Origin of the sequence: Actinoplanes philippinensis (genome assembly GCF_900113015.1) — a bacterium.
Lineage (GTDB): Bacteria > Actinomycetota > Actinomycetes > Mycobacteriales > Micromonosporaceae > Actinoplanes > Actinoplanes philippinensis.
In genome coordinates this window covers 44,120-63,190 of sequence record NZ_FONV01000011.1, presented here as the reverse complement: position 1 = coordinate 63,190, position 19,071 = coordinate 44,120, and the positions used below count along the sequence as shown (strand labels likewise).

Below are 19,071 nucleotides of genomic sequence, written 5' to 3'. Positions count from 1 at the left end.
CGGTGAGTGACCTGACCAGGCTTTCCGCCGCCGACCTCGCATCGAGGATCGCCTCGCGGGAGGTCTCCGCCGTCGAGGTGGCGACCGCCCATCTGGACCGCATCGACGCCGTCGACGAGCGGGTGCACGCGTTCCTGCACGTCGACCGGGAGGGCGCGCTCGCCGCGGCCGCTGCCGTCGACCGGGGCGAGATCACCGGCCCGCTGGCCGGCGTGCCGATCGCCGTCAAGGACGTGGTGACCACCAAGGGGCTCCCGACCACCGCGGCGTCCAAGATCCTCGAGGGCTGGACGCCGCCGTACGACGCGACGATCGTCGAGCGGCTCAAGGCGGCCGGCATGCCGATCCTGGGCAAGACCAACATGGACGAGTTCGCGATGGGCTCCTCCACGGAGTACAGCGCGTACGGCCCGACGAACAACCCGTGGGACCTGGGCCGCATCCCGGGTGGCTCGGGCGGTGGCTCGGCGGCGGCGCTCGCCGCGTATGAGGCCCCGCTGGCCATCGGCACCGACACCGGCGGCTCGATCCGTCAGCCGGGCGCGGTCACCGGCACGGTCGGCGCCAAGCCGACGTATGGTGGCACGTCCCGCTACGGCCTGATCGCGTTCTCCTCCTCGCTGGACACCCCGGGCCCCTGCGGCCGGACCGTCGAGGACACCGCCCTGCTGCACGCGGTGATCGCCGGCCACGACCCGCGCGACTCGACCTCGATCCCGCAGCCGGTGCCGGACGTGGTGGCCGCCGCCCGCCGGGGCGCCACCGGTGACCTGACCGGCGTGAAGCTGGGTCTGGTCAAGGAGTTCGCCGGCGACGGCTCCGAGCCCGGTGTGCTGGCCGCGTTCCGGGAGTCGCTGGAGGCGCTGGTCAAGCTGGGCGCCGAGGTCGTCGAGGTGTCCTGCCCGCACTTCCAGTACGCGTTGCCCGCGTACTACCTGATCGCCCCGAGCGAGTGCTCGTCGAACCTGGCTCGCTTCGACGGCGTGCGGTATGGCCTGCGCTCCGGCGACGACGGCAGCCGGTCGCTCGAGGAGGTCATGTCGCTGACCCGGGACGAGGGCTTCGGCCCCGAGGTGAAGCGGCGCATCATCCTCGGCACCTACGCGCTGTCGAGCGGCTACTACGACGCCTACTACGGCCAGGCGCAGAAGGTCCGGACGCTGATCACCCGGGACTTCCAGGCCGCGTTCGAGCAGGTGGACGTGCTGGTCTCGCCGACCACGCCGTTCGTGGCGTTCCCGTTCGGGTCGCGGACCAGCGATCCGTACCAGATGTATCTCGCCGACCTGTTCACGATCCCGACGAACCTGTACGGCGGCCCGGCCATCTCGGTCCCGTGCGGTCTCTCCGAGGGGCTGCCGGTCGGCTTCCAGATCATGGCCCCGACGCTGGCCGACGACCGGATGTACCGGGTCGCCGCCGCGCTGGAGTCGGCGGTCGGCACCTTCACCCCGCCGGCGCTCTGACGGTTCGCGAGGGGGCCACACGGCCCCCTCGCGAGCGTCAGGCCGGGGTGGTCGGCGAGTCCAGCCAGCTGTCGATCAGCTTGGTGAAGTCCTTGCCGGTCTGCTCGTTGACGAACGCGGTGAACGAGGCCCGGTCCTGGTTGGTGTTGCGGTTCTTCGCCACCCAGGCACTGGCCAGCTCGAAGAACTTCTTGTCACCGAGCGCGTCGTTCAGCTCCTTGAGCATGGCGGCCGGGCAGATGTAGACGTTGCTCTCGGCGAACGTGCCGGCCGTCGGCTTACCGGGCGGGCCGACCCGCTTGCGCAGCTTGGCGTCGGCCTCCCGCAGATACTTCTCCAGGTACGCGTCGTCGAAGCCGTACAGCTCCTGCTCGTACAGGTTCTGCACGTAGGTGGCGAAGCCCTCGTTGAGCCAGAGGTCGGTCCACGTCACCGGGGTGACCGCATTGCCGAACCACTGGTGGGCGTACTCGTGGACGAGCACGGCCTCGAAGTCCTTGGGCTCGCTGTCCTTGAACGCCTCCCGGCCCATGCTGAGCATCTGCTGCGTCTCCATGGCGGAGATGGAGCCGTTCATCAGGGCGCCGGCCGAGGGGAACGGGTACGGCCCGAACCGCTTCTCCAGCCACTCGATCAGCTGTGGCGTCTTCTTCAGCGTGCTCAGGTAGCGGTCGTCGCTCTTCGGCACCACGAAGTTCGTGATCTTCAGTCCGTGCGGACCGGTCTGCTCGATCCTCTTGTACCTGTCGACGGCGAGGGTGGTCACGTACGCCGCCACCGGGTCCGCGCTGGCGTAGTGGTAGGTGTTGCCCTCCACCTTGCCGGGTGTGCCGTTCGCCGCCGCGGCCCAGCCCGGCGGGACGGTCACCGCCAGGTCGTAGAGCGCCTCGTCGGACGGGTGCTCGTTGACCGGGTACCAGGTGAGCGCGCCCCACGGCTCCTGCATGGTCCAGAGGACGCCGTCCTTCGACGATCGCATGCCGATGCCCTCGGACGCGTCGCCGCGGTGGGACGGCATCTCCACCTGCTTCGGCGTGCCGTGGTAGGCGACGGTCAGCGTCACCGGCCGGTCCGCGGTGACAGCGGCCGGCACGACCAGTTTCTCCTTCGCCACGGTGCCGGTGGCCGGCTTCTCGTCGACGGTGACCCTGTCGACGGTGAGCCCGGTGAAGTCGAGCCTGATCTCGCTCGCGTCGGCGACCGGGCGGATCCGGAGGGTGGCCGTCCCGGTGAGCACCCCGGTGTCCGGCTTCCAGTCCAGCTCCAGTCCGTAGTGCAGGACGTCCAGACCGGGATTGCCCTTCTCCGGGTAGAGCTTGTCGGCCACCGGGGTGGACCGTCCGGCCGCCCAGGGGCGGTAGTCGGTCTTCGGCTCGTCGGCGGCGGAGCTCACCGGCGCGGGCTTATCGTCGTCGGCTTTGGTGCAGCCGGTGATGAGGAGTGTCGCGGCCAGTGCGGCGACGGTCGAGGTGCGGCGCATGGGGTAGATCTTCCCGGGCGGATGCGAAGTCTGTCAGACCGGGCGACTAGGCTTGGCCCCTGACCCGATGTCCTTGAAGCCGGAGCCGCACGCACATGACGACCATCGCGCTGCCGTCCTACGAAGACGCCACCAGCCGTTACGAGACGGTGATCGGCCTGGAGACGCACGTCGAGCTGGGCACGCAGACCAAGATGTTCTGCGGCTGCAAGACCGACTTCGGCGCCGAGCCCAACACGCAGGTCTGCCCGGTGTGCCTGGCCCTGCCCGGCGCGCTGCCCGCGATGAACGGCGCGGCCATCGAGGCCACCATCCGGATCGGCCTCGCGCTCAACTGCGACATCGCCGAGTGGTGCCGGATGGCCCGGAAGAACTACTTCTACCCGGACATGCCGAAGAACTTCCAGACCTCGCAGTACGACGAGCCCCTCTGCGTCGACGGCCACGTGGACGTCGTGGTCGACGGCAAGGAGTACCGGATCGGCATCGAGCGGGTGCACATCGAGGAGGACACCGGCAAGACCCTGCACGTCGGCGGGGCCACCGGTCGCATCCACGGCGCCACCGAGTCGCTCGTCGACTACAACCGCGCCGGCATCCCGCTCGTCGAGATCGTCACCAAGCCGGTCCCCGGCCTCGGTGAGCTGGCCCCCGAGGTCGCCAAGGCCTACGTCGCCGAGCTGCGCGACATCATCCGCTCCCTCGGCGTCTCCGACGTCCGGATGGAGCAGGGCTCGCTGCGCTGCGACGTCAACACCTCGCTCAACAAGCCGGGCGAGGAATGGGGCACCCGTACCGAGACGAAGAACGTCAACTCGCTCCGGTCGGTCGAGCGGGCCGTCCGCTCCGAGGTGATCCGGCAGGCCGGCGTGCTCGACGGCGGCGGCAAGATCACCCAGGAGACGCGGCACTTCCACGAGGACCGGGGCGACACCAGCCCGGGCCGCTCCAAGGAGACCGCCACCGACTACCGCTACTTCCCCGAGCCCGACCTGGTGCCGATCGCGCCGGACCCGGCGTGGGTCGCCCAGCTCAAGTCCGAGCTGCCGGAGAAGCCGAGCACCAAGCGCGCCCGCCTCCGTGAGGAGTGGGGCATCTCCGAGCTCGACATGCAGTCGGTGGCCAACGCCGGCGCCGTCGAGCTGATCGAGGAGACCATCGCCGCCGGCGCGTCCCCGGCCGGCGCCCGCAAGTGGTGGATGGGCGAGCTGGCCCGCCGCGCCAACGAGCTCGGCATCGAGCTGTCCGCGGCCGGCGCCACCCCCGCCCAGGTCGCCGCCCTGCAGAAACTGGTCGACGAGGGCAAGCTCAACGACAAGCTCGCCCGCACCGTCCTGGAGGGCGTCGTCGCCGGCGAGGGCGACCCGGCCGAGGTGATGGCCGCCCGCGGCCTCGAGGTGGTCAACGACACCGGTGCGCTCACCGCCGCCGTCGACGAGGCGATCGCCGCCAACCCCGACATCGCCGACAAGATCCGCGACGGCAAGGTGGCCGCGGCGGGCGCCCTGGTGGGCGCGGTCATGAAGACCACGCGAGGCCAGGCGGATGCCAAGACCGTCCGCGAGCTCATCCTCGCCCGGCTCGGCGTTTCTTAAACCCCTTCAGCTGTACGGGTCGCCCGGTTCCGTTGTCAGCGGAGCCGGGCGTCGCGTTTTCCGGGTCGTCGGTCGGGTGGAGGGTCCACCGTCCGCCGGTCTCGTTGCGGTCCCGGAGGCTGGTCGGGCCCGGCGCACCCATGATCCGCGCCGGACACGGTGACGGGTCCTCGTTGTCGTTTCGGACAAACTGGATGGCGATGAGACAGGAAGACATCCGACCCGCCGAAGGCCGGCAGAGGGATGCCGGTGCCCACTTCCCGGGCGGTCGTTGATCTTCGATCTCCGTGACATCCGGGTTTCGCCGTACCGGGGGACTTCGCGGCGTTACGTCGTCATGGGCGCCATGAGGTGGCATAGCCTGCCCCGGTGGCAGTGCACTCCGCGGCGGTCCGCCGCTCCCGGCGATGGCTCACCGTCGCGTTGACAGCCGCCCTGGCTGTCGGCCCTGGGACGTTCCCCACGCCGGCGCTGGCGGGGAACGCCCACCTGCCCCGGCCGGGTGACAGGCAACTCACCGTCGGCGGCCCCGGTGTCCTGCTCGATCTGACCGGGCCGGCCACGCTGGGCTTCCAGGCGTCCGCGGGTCAGCGGCTCACCGTGCTCGCCCAGCGCCGGACCCTCACCGCCGACGACAACACCGACCTGACGATCGTCCGCGACGGCGCCACCGTGGCCGAGGGCACGCTGATCGTCACGTGGGCCAGCGCCAGCGTCGACTTCACCGCGCCGGCCGCCGGGGCGTACACCGTGCGAATCAGCCCCCGCGCCGCCAAGGAGCGCGGAACCCTGCTGGTCAGCCTGGTCGGAGCGTCCTCCGGCACGCTGGCCCTCCGCGGCCCGTCCCGGACGGTGACGATCGCCAAGGCCGGTGAACGCGCGATCCTCACCTTCCCGGCGACCGCCGGCCAGCGGCTGACCCTGGTCGCGCGGCGCGGCACACTGCCCAAGGACGAGTACACGAATCTGGACATCCACAACCCGTCCGGCGAACTGAACACGTCCGGCGCTGTCGGATACGACTCCGATTACCGCACGCTGGACTTCGACGTCACCGAGACGGGCCGGCACACCGTCGAGGTCAACCCGGACACTGACGGCACCGGCACCCTGACCGTGCAGCTGACCGGGTCCGTCACCGCCGTCCTGACTCCCGGCAAGCCGGCCCGGATCACGTTCACCCAGCCCGGCGAGCGCGCGTTCGTCACCTTCCGCGCCGCCGAATCCGAGCAGTTCCGCCTGACGGCACACCCCGGAACCCTGACCACCGCCGAGAACATCCAGCTGAAGGTACGCACCCCGGCCGGCCTCGACGTCGTGGACGCCACCCTGACCACCGCGGAACCCACCGCCACGCTGAGTTTCAGCTCGTCGGCCGGCACGTACACCATCGAGATCGACCCGGAGGGCCTGGACACCGGCACCCTGACCCTCGACCTCAGCCGCCTCCCTTGACCCCACCGTCGATGTAGGCCCGGCGGATACGGCGCTGGGTTGAGGATTGGGTGATGTCGGCGCCGAGAAAGTGGGTCAGCTGGGGGACGTGGAGGGCGTCGGGGTGGGGGTGGGCTCCTTCTCGAGGCCGATCACGTTGCGCTGCATCTCCACGTTGGACTCGCCGGTGCCGCCCAGCTGGATGTCGTCGTAGGCCTTCAGCTCGCGGTTCTCGTCGAAGTAGAGGACCGACAGGCTCAGGGGAGTGGGGTCTTCGTGTTCCAGGCCGCGCAGGCCGGCGCCGCCGGTGGAGCCCTCCACCATGAGACGGGTCGGGACGGCGGGCTGGATGGCGGCGAGCGCCGACGCGGACGGGGCGGGTGAGGCCGGCGCCGACGGGTCGGGTGTGGGCGGGGCGGGCGCCGGGAGCATGGCGACCGAGCGGGCGTGCTGGTGGCCGGCGAGGACCAGCGGGACCAGGCCGGACAGCGGCTGGGCCATGGCCGGGTCGTGGACGAGGGCGATGTCGACCTGTTTGCCGGAGCCGCGGATGGTCTGGGCGAGGTTCTCCCCGGCGGTGGTCAGCAACTCGGGGGCGGCGTCGTCGCCGGCCTCGTTCGTCTCGCTCTTGTCCGGGGTGAACTGGGGGTCGCCGATGCCGGCGATGGTCAGGCCGTCGATCTCGGTGATGCCGTTGTCGAGGACGATCGCGTTGCTCTGAGCGTCCACCGCGTTCTGGATGGCGGTCGAGTCGTGGTTGCCGCGGACGTAGATGTACGGCACCTGGATCGACGGGATCGACGACACATAGCCGGTCTCGGCGCTGCTGCCCCAGTCGACGATGTCGCCGGTGTCGATCACCGCGTCGATCTCGAAGGCCTCCACCACGGTGCGGATCAGGCCCCACGACGCCGGGTTCAGATGGAGGTCGGAGACGTGCAGCAGGCGGGTGGTGTTGCCGGCCGGCTCGTAGACCGGTAGCGCCGAGATCGTCGAGTAGACCCGGCTGACGTTGCCCAGGATGGTTTGCAGTTGCTCCGCATACCGTCCGTAGTTGTCGGCGATCCGCCGGGCGTCACCGACCACCGCGGGCGCGTTGATCAGCAGTCCCTCGTAGCGCGGCTCGCTGATCGAATCCGGTCGTAGGGTGCCGGCGGCCAGACCCAGGCTGCCGCTGGTGACCACCAGCGCGGTCACGCCGGCCGCCGCGGTCCGACGGACGTCGCGGAAGGTCAGCGCGGCCAGCAGCAGGGCGCCGAGCACGGCCAGGCCCATGGTGCGCAGCCCGAGCCGGGACACCCCGGCGACCACCTCCTCGACGGCCCGGTCGCCGGCCGAGCTGATCGCCGACGGGTTGTCGATCAGCGCCTCGGTCCGGCTCTGGTCCAGCGAGCCGAGATCGACCCGCAGGTGGACCGGGCCGCGGTGACTGTCCAGATGGAGCGACCCGAGCGGCGGAATGTTGATCTCGGTGCCGCCGGTGACCGACGGCTCCACCGACATCTGGGCGCTGAACGGGCCCACGTTGAGGTCGGCGCGGGCGAACAGCATCACCCCGACGAGCGCGCCGGCGACCCCGGTCAGCCCGACGGCGGTGGCCACCCGGACCCGGCGCGCCCAGCGATGCCCGAGCACCCTGCGGGTGAGGCCGGTCGTCCGACGGAGCGCCCGGCCGGTCAGATCAGCCGCCCGCCGGGCCGCCCGGACGGTGGACTCGGCCGCAGGCCGCCATCGGTGCCGCCACGAGGGCCGTTCTCGCATCATCGGGGCCTCACCTGCCCTGTCGGGCTCGGGACGAAACAGTCATGGCCGTCAACTCCGGCCGGCGCCGCCATCGGAGAAGACCAGCCGGAGCAGACGATCGTCCTCGGGGCCGGGCCGGCCCGCGTCCTCCTGGTTGGAGGTCCCCACCCAGAACGAGCCGTCCGGCGCGGCGACCACGGCACGCAGCCGGCCGAACTCGCCGGCCAGCAGCTCCTGCGGGCTGCCCAGCACCGTCCCGTTGCCGGTGACGTCGAGGATCGTCAGCCGCTGGCCGAGCAGGCAGGCGGTGGCGATCGTGGTCTCCAGCACGGCCACCCCGGCGCACGACGACGTCTCGGTGGGCCAGGCGGCCAGCGGGCCGGTGAACTTGGCGTCGGTGCTCTTGCCGTCGGCTTTCGGCCAGCCGTAGTTCTTGCCCTTCACCACCACGTTCAGCTCGGCGCTGATCGGCTGGCCGCGCTCGGTCGCATACATCCTCTTGGTCTTGTCCCAGGTGAGGCCCTGCACGTTGCGATGGCCGGAGGTCCAGACCGGGGAGTTCTTGACCGGGTTGCCCGGCGCGGGCCGGCCGGCCGTGGTGATCCGCAGGATCTTGCCGCCGAGGCTCTTGGGATCCTGTGCCTGGGTCCCCTCCGCTGTGCCGTCGCCGGTGCCGGCGTAGAGGAACCCGTCGGGCCCGAAGGCGAGGGCGCCGCCGTTCAGCTCGGGTGAGCGCGGGATGCCGGTGAGGATGGGCTCCAGCTTGCCGTCGCCGGCCAGCTTGCCGATCCGGTTGTCCTGATCGGTGGAGTAGTAGACGAACAGCGTCTTGTCGGTCGCATACGCGGGGGAGACGGCGATGCCGAGCAGGCCGCCGTCGCCGGCGGCGCGGACCTCGTTGAGCCGCCGCAGCTCGGTGACCTCGAGACCGCCGGCCGTCGACTCGGGACCGACCTTGAGGATGCGGGCGGTGTCGCGCTCGGTGACCACCGCCCCGCCGTCGGGCAGGAACGCGAGGCCCCACGGCACCTCGAGGTTTTTCGCCAGCACCGAGATCGCCACCTCGCGTGAGGCGTCGTCGCCACCGGCGGTCGGCGCGGCCGACGGGCGGGGCAGGTTGGGCGGGGAACCGGCCTGGTCCGGCCCGGGTGGCCCGAAGCTGCAGCCCGCGGTCAGCGCCAGCAGAGCCACGGAACTCGCGGCCATCGCACGGCTCCGGCGGAATCGCACGACCCAACCACCCCCTCCGGTCATGCCGACCAGGGTAGCCGCGCGGCCTGACAGAACCGGCTCATTGATCCACGACGGGATGGCCGCTCGCCTCCAGCACCCGGGGCAGATTGTCCCGCGTCACCCCGGTGAGCCGGATGACGTCGCCGTTGTCGAGCAGTGCCGACACCCGGCCGCGCTCGTCCGGCGCGAGCTGGGTGATCCGGGTGAACGGCACCCGGCTGCCGCCGAAGAGGGCACGAACCCGCAGCTCCTCGGGGTAGACGTCGGTGCCGGCCCGCCACGCCCACACCAGGATCGCGATCGGGACCAGGAACAGCGGGCTCAGGGCCCAGGACGAGCCGGCCAGCGGGACCGTGCCGACCAGCGCGATCAACGCGGCGACCAGCACGGCGCCGGACATGCGGACGCGGAGGACGGGACGACTGCTCACGTCTCCCATCCTCGCACCCGTCGCGCCCGGCGGTGGGGCCGGACCCGGCGGACCACCGTCTGTTGACCGTCATCGCTGGATGACCGACGATCCGTTCGTGGGACGACGACACGCCGTGCCGTAACCCGATCCGGGGACCGTCGTTGACCCGGTGCAGTTCCCTGAAGCAGAGGACTCGTCGATGATCGCCGTGCTTCTCGCGGGGGCGATCGGCGCCGCCGGTCTGTGTGCGGGCGCCGTCCTCATCCGCGCCGCGCTCGCCCTGCACCGTGCCGAAAAGGCGTTCGTCTCCTGCCGGGGCGCCGGCCTGGTCGGCATGGGCGCCCTCGTCACCGGGCTCACCGGGCTGGTCCCGTGGTGGGCGCCGGCCAACCCGTCGGCCTGGATCACCGCCGGCCTGGCCGCTGCCGCGGCCTGCTTCGTGGCGGGCACGTCGCTGCTGCCGGGGGCGGCGAGCAATTGGGTGGTACGGCTCCGGCGCGCGTACGACGGGGTCGGGCTCGGTGTGAGCCTGGCCTTCGCGGTCTATCTGATCCCGGCCGCGTCCCGGCGTCCGGAGGCGGTGCCGGCGCTGCTGATCGCGGCCGGCGGTATCGCCGTCATCACCGTGATCGTGCTGCGGGCCAGGCCACGACCGCGGGCCGCGGCCTGGTGCGGGGCCGGCACCTCGCTGGTCATGCTCTGCCTCGCCGTGCTGGCGTTCGGCGCGGAAGGCCCGCCGGCGGCGACGGCCGGGCTGGGCGTGGTGGCGGGGCTGAGCGCCTCGGCGTGGGGCGGCTCGCGCCGTGACCTGCCGCGCCCGCCGCTGGAGCCCCGTCACCCGGACCAGTATCTGGCCAGCTATCCGCTGCTGGCGGTGCCGGCCGCGGTCGGTGTGATCGCCGCGATCTGGCATCTGCTGGCCGTCGAGGAGTTCGGCGCCGAGGCGATCGTTTTCGGTCTCGTCATGGTCAGTGTGCTGGTCGTCCGGGAGCTGCTCGTGGTCCGGGACATCCGCCGGTACGCGGGGCGGCTCCGGGTCACCGAGGCGCACTTCCGGTCGCTGGTGACCGGCGCCACCGACCTGACCCTGGTGCTGGACGAGCGGTTGACAGTGCAGTGGCAGTCACCGGCCGCTGCCCGGCTCTTCGGCCTCCGTGACCAGGAGGTGATCGGCCGCGGGTTCCGCGAGCTGATCCATCCCGAGGACGTGGCGGACGCTCTCGCGGTGATCGGATCGGTGCTCGCCGGCGAACCGGAGGGCGGCCCGCCGGTGCTGGTCAGCGCCCGGATGCGGGACGGCACGGCGATGTGGCGGGAGACCGAGTCGACCATCTCCGACCTGCGCCGTGTCCCGGAGGTGGCGGCGCTCGTCGTACACGTACGCGATGTGGGTGAACGCCGTCATCTGGAACGCACCCTGCACCGCCTCTCCTACCTGGACCAGCTGACCGGCCTCGCGAACCGGCAGGCCTTGATGCGGGACCTGCTCGCCCTGCGCCGGCAACCGGGCCGGCTCGGCACCCTGCTCGTGATCGACCTGCACGGGCTCGCCGAGATCAACGACTCCCGGGGGCGGGAGGTCGGCGACGCCGTGCTGATCGAGGTGGCCCGGCGGCTGCGGGCGCTGATCGGCGGCGAGGACGTCGCGGCCCGGCTCGGCGGCGACGAGTTCGCGGTGCTCACCCCGGACTCGTCGGTTCCGGCGTACGCCCTGGCCACGCGCATCGTCACGAAGCTGGCCGAGCCGTATCCGCTGCCCGGCGCGACAGTGGATCTGCACACCAGCGTGGGTCTGGCCGAGCTGGCCGGCGGCGCCGACTCCGACGAGGTGCTGCGGCACGCCGACCTGGCCCGGCAGCGCGCCTGCCAGATGGGCCGGGACCGGGTCGAGTGGTACGACCCGGACGTCGAGATCCAGCTGCACCGCCGGATGGAGCTGGAGCAGCAGCTGCTCGGCGCCGCCGCCCGCGGTGAGCTGGACCTGGTGTTCCAGCCGGTCGCCGGGCTCGTCGACGGCCGTCCGGCCGGAGTGGAGGCGCTGCTGCGCTGGCGGCATCCGGAGCTGGGCCCGATCCCGCCGAAGGAGGTGCTGCCGATCGCGGCGGCGCTGGGGATGACCGCCGAGCTGGACGAGTGGGTGCTCGAGGAGGCGTGCCGCCGGCTGGCCGGCTGGTCGGTGGGCGAGGAGTTCTGGCTGTCGGTCAACGTCGGCCCGCGGGAGCTGCTGACCGCCCGGTTCCCCGAGCAGGTCGGCGCCACCCTGCGCCGGTACGGCCTGGCCCCGGACCGTCTGGTGGTCGAGGTGGCCGAGAACTGGATCGACGAGGACGTGCCGGCCATCGTCGCGGCCCTGGCCGGGCTGCGGAAACTCGGCGTACGGGCGGCGCTCGACGACTTCGGGTCGGGGCAGACGTCGCTGTCGCACCTGCGGCGGCTGCCGGTGGACATGCTGAAGCTGAGCCCCACCCTGATGTCCGACCGCTCGGTGGTAGACGTGGTGGTCAGTCTCGGCCGGCGGCTGGGCCTCGACATCGTCGCCAAGGGACTGGAGTCGGAGCGTGACATCGCCCGCGCCACCGAGGCGGGCTGCCGTTACGGCCAGGGGTTCGCGCTGGGCCACCCCGGGCCGGCCGAACGCGTCGAGGCCTACCTGGACAGCCACCGCGGCGGCTGATCAGCGGGGCGGGGCGGTGCTCCCGCGCGGCGTGAGGTGCACCCGGCCGGCCTCGACGTTGCCGACGGTCCGGCCGTCGATCGCGTTCAGCAGCTCCAGGGCGGCCTGCGCCCCATACGCCGAGATGTCGCGGCTGAGCGCGGTCAGCGGCGGGTGCACGAGGCTGCACAGCGGCGAGTCGTCCCAGGCGACGATGGACAGGTCACCGGGAACGGAGAGCCCCATCTCCTGGGCGACGGCGAGGCCGGCGACCGCCATCACGTCGTTGTCGTAGATGATCGCGGTGGGCCGGTCGCCGCCGATCAGGAGCCGCCGGGTCGCCCGGCTGCCCTCCTCGCCCGTGTAGTCGGCCGGGATGGTGATCGCGTTGTCCAGCCCGAGAGCGGCGCAGACGTTCTCGAAGGCCTTCGTCCGGTTTTGCGTGTGCAGCAGGTCGGCGACGCCGCTGACCCGGGCGATCTTGTGGTGGCCGAGGGCGACCAGGTAGCGGACCGCCTCGGTGATGGCGCCCGCGTCGTCGGACCAGATCTGCGCGATCGGGCCGGTGTCGCCGGGGCCGCCGATCACCACGGCCGGCAGCTGGAGCTGCTGGAGGACAGGTATGCGGATGTCGTCCTCGCGGATGTCGGTGACGATCACGCCGTCGATGCGGCGCTCGCCCCACCAGCGGCGGTAGACCTCGACCTCCTGCTCGGGCGTCGCCACCACCTGCAGCGTCAACGCATACGAGCGGGCGCCGAGCTCGGCCTCGAAACCGCTGATCAAGCCCATGAACCAGGGCTCGATGCCGAGGATCCGGGCGGGACGGCACAGGGTCAGGCCGACGGCCCGGGCGCGTGCCCCGGAGAGGGCCCGGGCCGCGCTGTTGGCGTTGAACCCGATCTCCTCGGCGATCGACAGGATGCGCTTGCGAGTCGCCTCGGAGACGCCGGGCTGGCCGTTGAGGGCATACGACACGGCGCCCTTGGACACGCCGGCCCGCCGTGCGATGTCGGCGATGGTGGGCCGCTTCACTCAGTCTCCTCTGTCCCCACTGCTGCCGAGCTTATCGGGCGCGGGGCAGTGGCCGCCGGACTCCCTCGACGTTGGACGCTCGCTTGATCGGTTAAGTGTTACGGCACACGGCCAACGATGTAAACCGTCGATTTCCGCCCGTCCGAAAAATCCGGCTTGATACGTACTGGGAGCGCGCCCGTAACCGCCTATTGACACCGTTGAAAGCCGGGCTTACGGTCTCCACAACTTACCCGGTTCAGTGATGCGGATCTCCTTGCGGAGGAAATGACATGGAACAGTTCGGACGCCGCGCTCTGCGTCTGGGCGCCGCCGGCCTCGTGGCCGCGCTGGCGATCACCGGCTGCAGCGGCAAATCGACGGAGAACAGCGGGGGCGGTGACTCGACGATCACCCTGAAGGTCAACTTCTGGGGCGACATGGGTCTGGACCAGCTGAAGACGAAGTACGAGGCGGCCCACCCCAACGTCAAGATCTCGCTGAACACCGGCGAGTATCAGGCGCAGCACCAGGATCTGCAGAAGAAGCTGGTCGCGGGCTCCGGCGCCCCGGACATCTCGGCCGTCGACGAGGGCTTCATCGTCCAGTTCCGCGAGCAGGCCGACCAGTTCGTCAACCTGACCGACAAGGGCGCCGGTGCGCTCGAGTCGAAGTACCTGCCGTGGAAGTGGCAGGCCTCGAAGTCGGCCGCCGGGCAGCAGATCGGCCTCGGCACCGACGTCGGCGGCCTGGCCATGTGCTACCGCACCGACCTGTTCAAGGCGGCCGGCCTGCCCACCGACCGTGCTGAGGTCTCCAAGCTCTGGCCGACGTGGGACGCGTTCCTGCAGACCGGCAAGACCTACACCGACAAGACGAAGAAGAAGTTCATCGACTCGGCCACCAACCTGTTCAACCCGATCCTGTCGCAGCAGCCGGTCGGCTTCTACAGCGAGCAGGAGCAGCTCCAGATGGAAGGCGGGCCCAAGGTCGCCTTCGACGTCGCGATGAAGGCGCTCGACTCCGGCATCTCGGCGAACCTCGCCAGCTTCCAGCCGAACTGGGACCAGGGTTTCAAGCAGGACCAGTTCGCGGTTCTCGCCTGCCCGGCCTGGATGCTCGGGCACATCCAGAAGACCGCGCCCGACCAGGCCGGCAAGTGGGACATCGCCGCGATCCCGGGCGGCGGCGGCAACTGGGGCGGCTCCTGGTGGACCATCCCCAAGCAGGGCAAGAACGTCGACGAGGCGTACAAGTTCGTCGAGTGGCTGATCCAGCCGGAGCAGCAGATCGAGGTCTTCAAGACGGTCGGCAACCTGCCGTCGCAGCCGGCGCTCTACAAGGACCCGGCCGTCCTCGACTACAAGAAGGAATTCTTCACCAACGCGCCGACCGGGCAGATCTTCGCCTCCACCGCGGAGAACCTGAAGCCGCAGTACCTCGGCAAGAAGAACGGCCCGACCCGTCTGGCCGTGGAGAACGTGATCAACCGGGTCGGACAGGGCACGCTCAAGTCCGCTGACGCCTGGGCCGAGGCGGTCAAGGAAGCCGAGAAGGCCGCGAACTCCTGACCCATCCCGAAAAGAACGGCGGGGCGGCCACAGCCGTCCCGCCGTCCGGCCCTGAGGAGTTACCCGTGGCCCTCACCGACGTACGCGTCGCACACACCGAGGAGCCGAAGCACGCGCCGCCGAAGCGGCCGAAGTTCTGGCTCCACCGTTTCGACACCAAGACCTTCCCTTACCTGATGGTCGCGCCGTTCTTCGTGCTCTTCGCGATCTTCGGGCTGTTCCCGCTCCTCTTCAACGCGGTCGTGTCGCTGCGGCACTGGCACCTCATCGACAAGGAGAAGAACGGCTGGGTCGGCCTCGACAACTTCACCAAGCTGGCGAGCGACACCGACTTCTGGGATGCCCTCGTCAACACGTTCGGCATCTTCATCCTCTCCACCGTGCCGCAGCTGCTCATCGCCCTGATGATCGCGAACGTGCTGAACCGCAAGCTGCGGGGCGCGACCTTCTGGCGCATCGGGATCCTTCTGCCGTACGTCACGCCGGTGGCCGCGTCGTCGCTGGTCTTCGCGGTGTTCTTCAGCCGTGACAACGGCCTGGCCAACTGGTTCCTGTCCCTGGTCGGCTTCGGCCAGGAGCAGCCTCTCGACTGGCGCGCGGGCACCTGGAGCAGCTGGATCGCCATCGCCGTCATGGTCAACTGGAAGTGGATCGGCTACAACGCGTTGCTCTACCTGTCGGCGATGCAGGCGATCCCCAAGGACGTCTACGAGGCTGCCGCGGTCGACGGCGCGAGCCCGTGGCGCCAGCTGTGGAAGATCACCGTACCGATGATCCAGCCGGTGGTCCTCTTCACCGTCATCCTCTCCACCATCGGCGGCCTCCAGCTCTTCACCGAGCCGATGCTGTTCGACGAGAACCCGGCGCAGGCCAACGGTGGCTACGACCACCAGTGGCGGACCATCGCGCAGCTGATCTACCGGGTCGGCTGGAGTGACCTCAACCTCGGCTACGCCGCGGCGATGAGCTGGGCACTGTTCCTGATCATCCTGATCGTGGCCGGCATCAACGCCCTGGCCACCCGGCGCCTGGGAGGCGGAAAGTGAGCAGCCGCCTGTTGAGCCGGGCGCCCCAGGACACCCCGGGCACCTGGAAGTCGTACCTCGGGCTGACCGCGATCCTCCTGGTCTCGGCCTTCCCCGTGTACTGGATGTTCGTCATCGCGACCAGCAGCGACGAGGCGGTGATGTCGTCGCCGCCGGCGCTGATCCCGGGCGATCAGCTGATGGTGAACCTGCGTGAGGTCTTCACCATGCAGGACGTCTACTTCACCGCATCGCTGATCAACAGCTTGATCGTGGCCCTCGCGGTGACCGCGTCGACGCTGTTCTTCTGCTCTCTTGCTGGCTTCGCCTTCGCCAAGCTGCGTTTCAAGGGCAACAACGTGCTGATGTTCATCGTCATCCTGACCCTGACGGTGCCCAACCAGCTCGGCGTGGTCGCGCTCTTCATTGTGATGAACGAGCTCGGATGGAACGGCACCCTCCTCGCGGTCATCGCGCCCGGCCTGGTTACCGCGTTCGGCGTCTTCTACATGCGCCAGTTCATCGGGCACGCGATCCCGGACGAACTGGTCGAGGCGGCCCGTATCGACGGCGCCCTGACGCTGCGCATCTACTGGACGGTCGTCGTCCCGGCGATCCGGCCCGCTCTCGCCGTCCTTGGCCTGCTCACCTTCGTGGCGACCTGGAACGACTTCCAGTGGCCATTGATCACGCTGAACGGCACCGACTACCCGACGTCGATGGTGGCCCTCTCCGACCTGGCGAGCGGCAACTACGTCGTCTATCGACGGGTGCTGGCCGGCGCGTTCGTCGCCACCGTCCCGCTGGTCATCCTGTTGCTCGCCGGCGGTCGCCAGCTGGTCCGCGGCATCATGGAGGGCGCGCTCAAGTAGCGACGTCCGATCAACACGATCAAGACGTCAACTCAACGCACCCGATCAACATGCGCAACAGAATCAACACCGTCAACACGTCAATTCAAGATGTGGCGACAACGTGAGGCCCGTCCACCAGCTCACGGTGGGCGGGCCTCACGCTTTCAACCTCGCATGCGGTACGAGCCCGCGGTACGAGCCCGCGGTACGAGCCCGCGGTTCGAGCCCGCGGCACGAAATCGCAGTGCGAGCCACGCAGTCCACCGAAACCATGCGCCTGTTTGCCGGCCCCGGCGGCCCGCACCGGTGGACTCACACCACTCTTTCAGCGAAAACTAAGCCTGCGCGCAGGTGAACTCAGGCGGACCACTGGTCGGCCGGGCAGGGTCCACGGCCGAGCCGCCCCGGCGGCGTCCGGAGAACCCTGAGGAGTTCGATGAAGAAGAAACTGCGCCGTCTCGCGGTCACCGCGGGGGTGACCGTGGCGGTGATCGCGCCGCTGGCCGGGACCGCGGCCGCCGTCGTCGTCACCACCGCCACCAGGCAGGGCAGCCTCACCCAGGCGGGCCCGCTGGCCGAGCACGGGTTCCCGGCCTGGTACCGGGACAGCAACGGGGTGCGGCTGGAGGCCTGCACGACCCTGGACGACCCGCTCTGCTCGACCCTGCCGGACGAGGTGCCGAACCCGGACGCGCCGGTCTCGTACCCGGACAACTTCCCGGGCGAGTTCTTCTACCAGCTCGCCGGCGCCCAGATGACCCTGGCGAACGGCGTGGACTTCGGGCTCGGCATGGACCTGGAGGGCGCCTGGGCGGCCGAGGAGGTCCGCGACGGCGACCAGATGGTGTTCGGCCGGATCCGGATCCGGTTCGACGCGGTGGAGGGCACCCGGTACCGGATCACCCACCCGTACGGCGTGGACGACCTGACCGCCACCGACCGGGGCGTCAACATGACCGAGGACATCGGGACCACGCCCGGCGCGTTCGGGCAGGCCCTGAGCAGCCGGGTCGGCCCGTTCCTGAAGTGGGACCCGTCGATCGCCCCGGCCGCGCCGGCCGGTTACATCGGTGACCCGGGTGTCGAGCACCGGGTGGTCGGCAGCCCGTACGGCACGAACTTCGTGCACGTCGAGCAGCTCGACACGGCCAGCGGCGCGGTCGTCGCCGACCTGGGCACCACCGACCTGTTCAGCGTGCAGGGCCGGTACGCCACCAACTCGGGCGTCGACATCGACCAGGCCACCTACACGGTCGGCTCGGACGGCACCGGCGTGATCGAGGTGTACGCGAGCAGCGAGCCCGGCCAGTCGATCGAGGTGTCGGCGAACGCCGCGCTCGGATTCCGGGCCACCAAGCTGCGCGGCAGCAACGGCCACTACTACGGCCGGTTCCCGGTGACCGGCTCGGTGCCGCCCGGCGCCGAGATCGAGGTGGTCAACTCCAGTGACCGCCCGGTCGCGAAGAAGAAGCGCAAACTCGTCGACGTCGTCCGGGTCACCGACGCCCGGTACGACGCGGACAACGGCACCCTGACCGTCGCCGCCACGTCGAGCGACGCCGACGCCACCCCGCCGCAGCTGTCGGTGACCGGGCTCGGCCCGATCAACGGCCCGTTCACCGGGGTTCTCGCGCCGCCCGCCGCGGTCACCGTCACCTCGTCGAGCGGCGGGTCGACGACCGTCCCGCTGACCGGCTCCGGCCGGGCGTTCGTGCCGGATCTGCCGGTCGCCAACGCGGTCGCGGTCGCCGGCGCGGTGGCCGGGCAGCGGGTCACCCTGGACGGGGCCGGCTCGACCGGCGCGATCGACGCCTACTCGTGGACCCAGACGGGCGGCCCCGCGGTCATCCTGACCGGCGCGGCCACCCCGACCGCCTCGTTCGTCGCCACGCAGGCCGGCACCTACGACTTCCGGCTGATCGTGTCCGGCCCCGGCGGCGCGAGCCTGCCGGTCACCGTGCACATCACGGTCACGGGGGCCGCCCCGGCGGTCGCCAGGGCCGGCGCCGACCAGTCCGTCGTCCGTGGCCGCACGGTCGCCCTGGACGGTTCCGCGTCGACCGGCGCCGAGACCTACCAGTGGCGCCAGGTGTCCGGCCCGGCGGTGACCCTGACCGGCGCGACGAGCGCGAAGCCGACGTTCGCCTACCCGGCCCTGACGTTGCCGGCCGCCCCCGGCCCGAACGCCACCTACGTCTACAACAACGACCCGGTGGTGCTGGAGCTGACCGCGACGAACCCGGCCGGTGCGAGCACCTCACGGGTGACGGTCCGGCCGGTGGCGGAGACGTTCACCGGGCTGACCGTCCGGTACCGCACCGGCAACAACGAGTGGCGCATCTCCGGCACCAGCAACCTGCTGGCCGGGCAGCGGATCACCGCGGTCCTCGGCGGCACTCTGGCCGGCCGGGTCGTCGGCACCCCGGCGACCGTCGACGCGGCGGGCGCGTTCAGCATCCGGGTGACCGGGCCGAACCCGGGCACGATCCGGACGCTGAGCCTGGTCAGCACGACCGGCGGGCAGGTGCTCGGCTTCCCGGTGACCGTGACCAACTGAGAACGGTGCAGCGGGCGACGGGAATCGTTCCCGG

13 protein-coding genes are annotated in these 19,071 nt (G+C 70.7%); 8 read left to right on the top strand and 5 right to left on the bottom strand.

Annotation, left to right across the window (positions count from 1 at the left end; genetic code table 11):
- The first annotated feature begins 2 nt into the window (after positions 1 to 2).
- Positions 3 to 1,466: an Asp-tRNA(Asn)/Glu-tRNA(Gln) amidotransferase subunit GatA gene (gatA, locus tag BM290_RS28515; RefSeq protein WP_093618996.1), complete on the top strand. Its 1,464-nt coding sequence runs from the start codon at positions 3 to 5 to the stop codon at positions 1,464 to 1,466.
- A gap of 37 nt (positions 1,467 to 1,503) precedes the next feature.
- On the opposite strand, the gene BM290_RS28510 is transcribed toward gatA, so the two are convergent.
- Positions 1,504 to 2,946, bottom strand: a complete 1,443-nt coding sequence (locus tag BM290_RS28510) for a M1 family metallopeptidase (protein ID WP_093618995.1) — start codon at positions 2,944 to 2,946, stop codon at positions 1,504 to 1,506.
- A gap of 95 nt (positions 2,947 to 3,041) precedes the next feature.
- Between BM290_RS28510 and gatB the strand changes: the two genes are divergently transcribed.
- Positions 3,042 to 4,541 carry an Asp-tRNA(Asn)/Glu-tRNA(Gln) amidotransferase subunit GatB gene (gene gatB / locus BM290_RS28505; RefSeq protein ID WP_093618994.1) on the top strand — a complete coding sequence of 500 codons (1,500 nt, stop codon included), beginning with the start codon at positions 3,042 to 3,044 and terminating at the stop codon, positions 4,539 to 4,541.
- Between the two features lie 369 nt (positions 4,542 to 4,910).
- Complete coding sequence (locus BM290_RS28500; protein ID WP_143133993.1) at positions 4,911 to 5,996, top strand: hypothetical protein; 1,086 nt, start codon at positions 4,911 to 4,913, stop codon at positions 5,994 to 5,996.
- Positions 5,997 to 6,071: 75 nt separating this feature from the next.
- Here BM290_RS28500 and BM290_RS28495 read toward each other — a convergent pair whose 3' ends face one another.
- The 3 genes from BM290_RS28495 to BM290_RS28485 form a co-directional block, all read right to left on the bottom strand.
- Positions 6,072 to 7,739, bottom strand: coding sequence for a metallophosphoesterase family protein (locus BM290_RS28495; protein WP_239143770.1), 1,668 nt, complete (start codon positions 7,737 to 7,739; stop codon positions 6,072 to 6,074).
- A gap of 48 nt (positions 7,740 to 7,787) precedes the next feature.
- Positions 7,788 to 8,924, bottom strand: a complete 1,137-nt coding sequence (locus tag BM290_RS28490) for a PQQ-dependent sugar dehydrogenase (RefSeq protein ID WP_239143771.1) — start codon at positions 8,922 to 8,924, stop codon at positions 7,788 to 7,790.
- Between the two features lie 85 nt (positions 8,925 to 9,009).
- Positions 9,010 to 9,390: a PH domain-containing protein gene (locus BM290_RS28485; RefSeq protein ID WP_093618991.1), complete on the bottom strand. Its 381-nt coding sequence runs from the start codon at positions 9,388 to 9,390 to the stop codon at positions 9,010 to 9,012.
- 172 nt (positions 9,391 to 9,562) lie between these two features.
- On the opposite strand from BM290_RS28485, the gene BM290_RS28480 reads away from it, so the two are divergent.
- Positions 9,563 to 12,037, top strand: a complete 2,475-nt coding sequence (locus tag BM290_RS28480) for a putative bifunctional diguanylate cyclase/phosphodiesterase (protein ID WP_093618990.1) — start codon at positions 9,563 to 9,565, stop codon at positions 12,035 to 12,037.
- Here BM290_RS28480 and BM290_RS28475 read toward each other — a convergent pair whose 3' ends face one another.
- Positions 12,038 to 13,051: a LacI family DNA-binding transcriptional regulator gene (locus tag BM290_RS28475; protein ID WP_093618989.1), complete on the bottom strand. Its 1,014-nt coding sequence runs from the start codon at positions 13,049 to 13,051 to the stop codon at positions 12,038 to 12,040.
- 272 nt (positions 13,052 to 13,323) lie between these two features.
- Here BM290_RS28475 and BM290_RS28470 point away from each other — a divergent pair, with 272 nt between their 5' ends.
- The 4 genes from BM290_RS28470 (at position 13,324) to BM290_RS28455 (ending at position 19,037) form a co-directional block, all read left to right on the top strand.
- Positions 13,324 to 14,601, top strand: coding sequence for an ABC transporter substrate-binding protein (locus BM290_RS28470; protein WP_093618988.1), 1,278 nt, complete (start codon positions 13,324 to 13,326; stop codon positions 14,599 to 14,601).
- A gap of 65 nt (positions 14,602 to 14,666) precedes the next feature.
- A complete protein-coding gene (locus tag BM290_RS28465) occupies positions 14,667 to 15,647 on the top strand; it encodes a carbohydrate ABC transporter permease (RefSeq protein WP_239143773.1) in 981 nt (326 codons plus the stop codon).
- A gap of 11 nt (positions 15,648 to 15,658) precedes the next feature.
- The gene (locus tag BM290_RS28460) at positions 15,659 to 16,498 is read left to right on the top strand and encodes a carbohydrate ABC transporter permease (RefSeq protein WP_373871088.1); all 840 of its coding nucleotides are present in this window, start codon (positions 15,659 to 15,661) and stop codon (positions 16,496 to 16,498) included.
- 418 nt (positions 16,499 to 16,916) lie between these two features.
- Complete coding sequence (locus BM290_RS28455; RefSeq protein WP_093618986.1) at positions 16,917 to 19,037, top strand: PKD domain-containing protein; 2,121 nt, start codon at positions 16,917 to 16,919, stop codon at positions 19,035 to 19,037.
- Positions 19,038 to 19,071: the final 34 nt, after the last annotated feature.

Bases quoted from the DNA above. Each gene is read 5' to 3' on its own strand.
- BM290_RS28495 (WP_239143770.1), bottom strand. From the start codon at position 7,739: ATGATGCGAGAACGGCCCTCGTGGCGGCACCGATGGCGGCCTGCGGCC.
- BM290_RS28455 (WP_093618986.1), top strand. From the start codon at position 16,917: ATGAAGAAGAAACTGCGCCGTCTCGCGGTCACCGCGGGGGTGACCGTG.
- gatB (WP_093618994.1), top strand. From the start codon at position 3,042: ATGACGACCATCGCGCTGCCGTCCTACGAAGACGCCACCAGCCGTTAC.
- BM290_RS28480 (WP_093618990.1), top strand. From the start codon at position 9,563: ATGATCGCCGTGCTTCTCGCGGGGGCGATCGGCGCCGCCGGTCTGTGT.
- BM290_RS28490 (WP_239143771.1), bottom strand. From the start codon at position 8,924: ATGGCCGCGAGTTCCGTGGCTCTGCTGGCGCTGACCGCGGGCTGCAGC.
- BM290_RS28510 (WP_093618995.1), bottom strand. From the start codon at position 2,946: ATGCGCCGCACCTCGACCGTCGCCGCACTGGCCGCGACACTCCTCATC.
- BM290_RS28470 (WP_093618988.1), top strand. From the start codon at position 13,324: ATGGAACAGTTCGGACGCCGCGCTCTGCGTCTGGGCGCCGCCGGCCTC.
- BM290_RS28485 (WP_093618991.1), bottom strand. From the start codon at position 9,390: ATGGGAGACGTGAGCAGTCGTCCCGTCCTCCGCGTCCGCATGTCCGGC.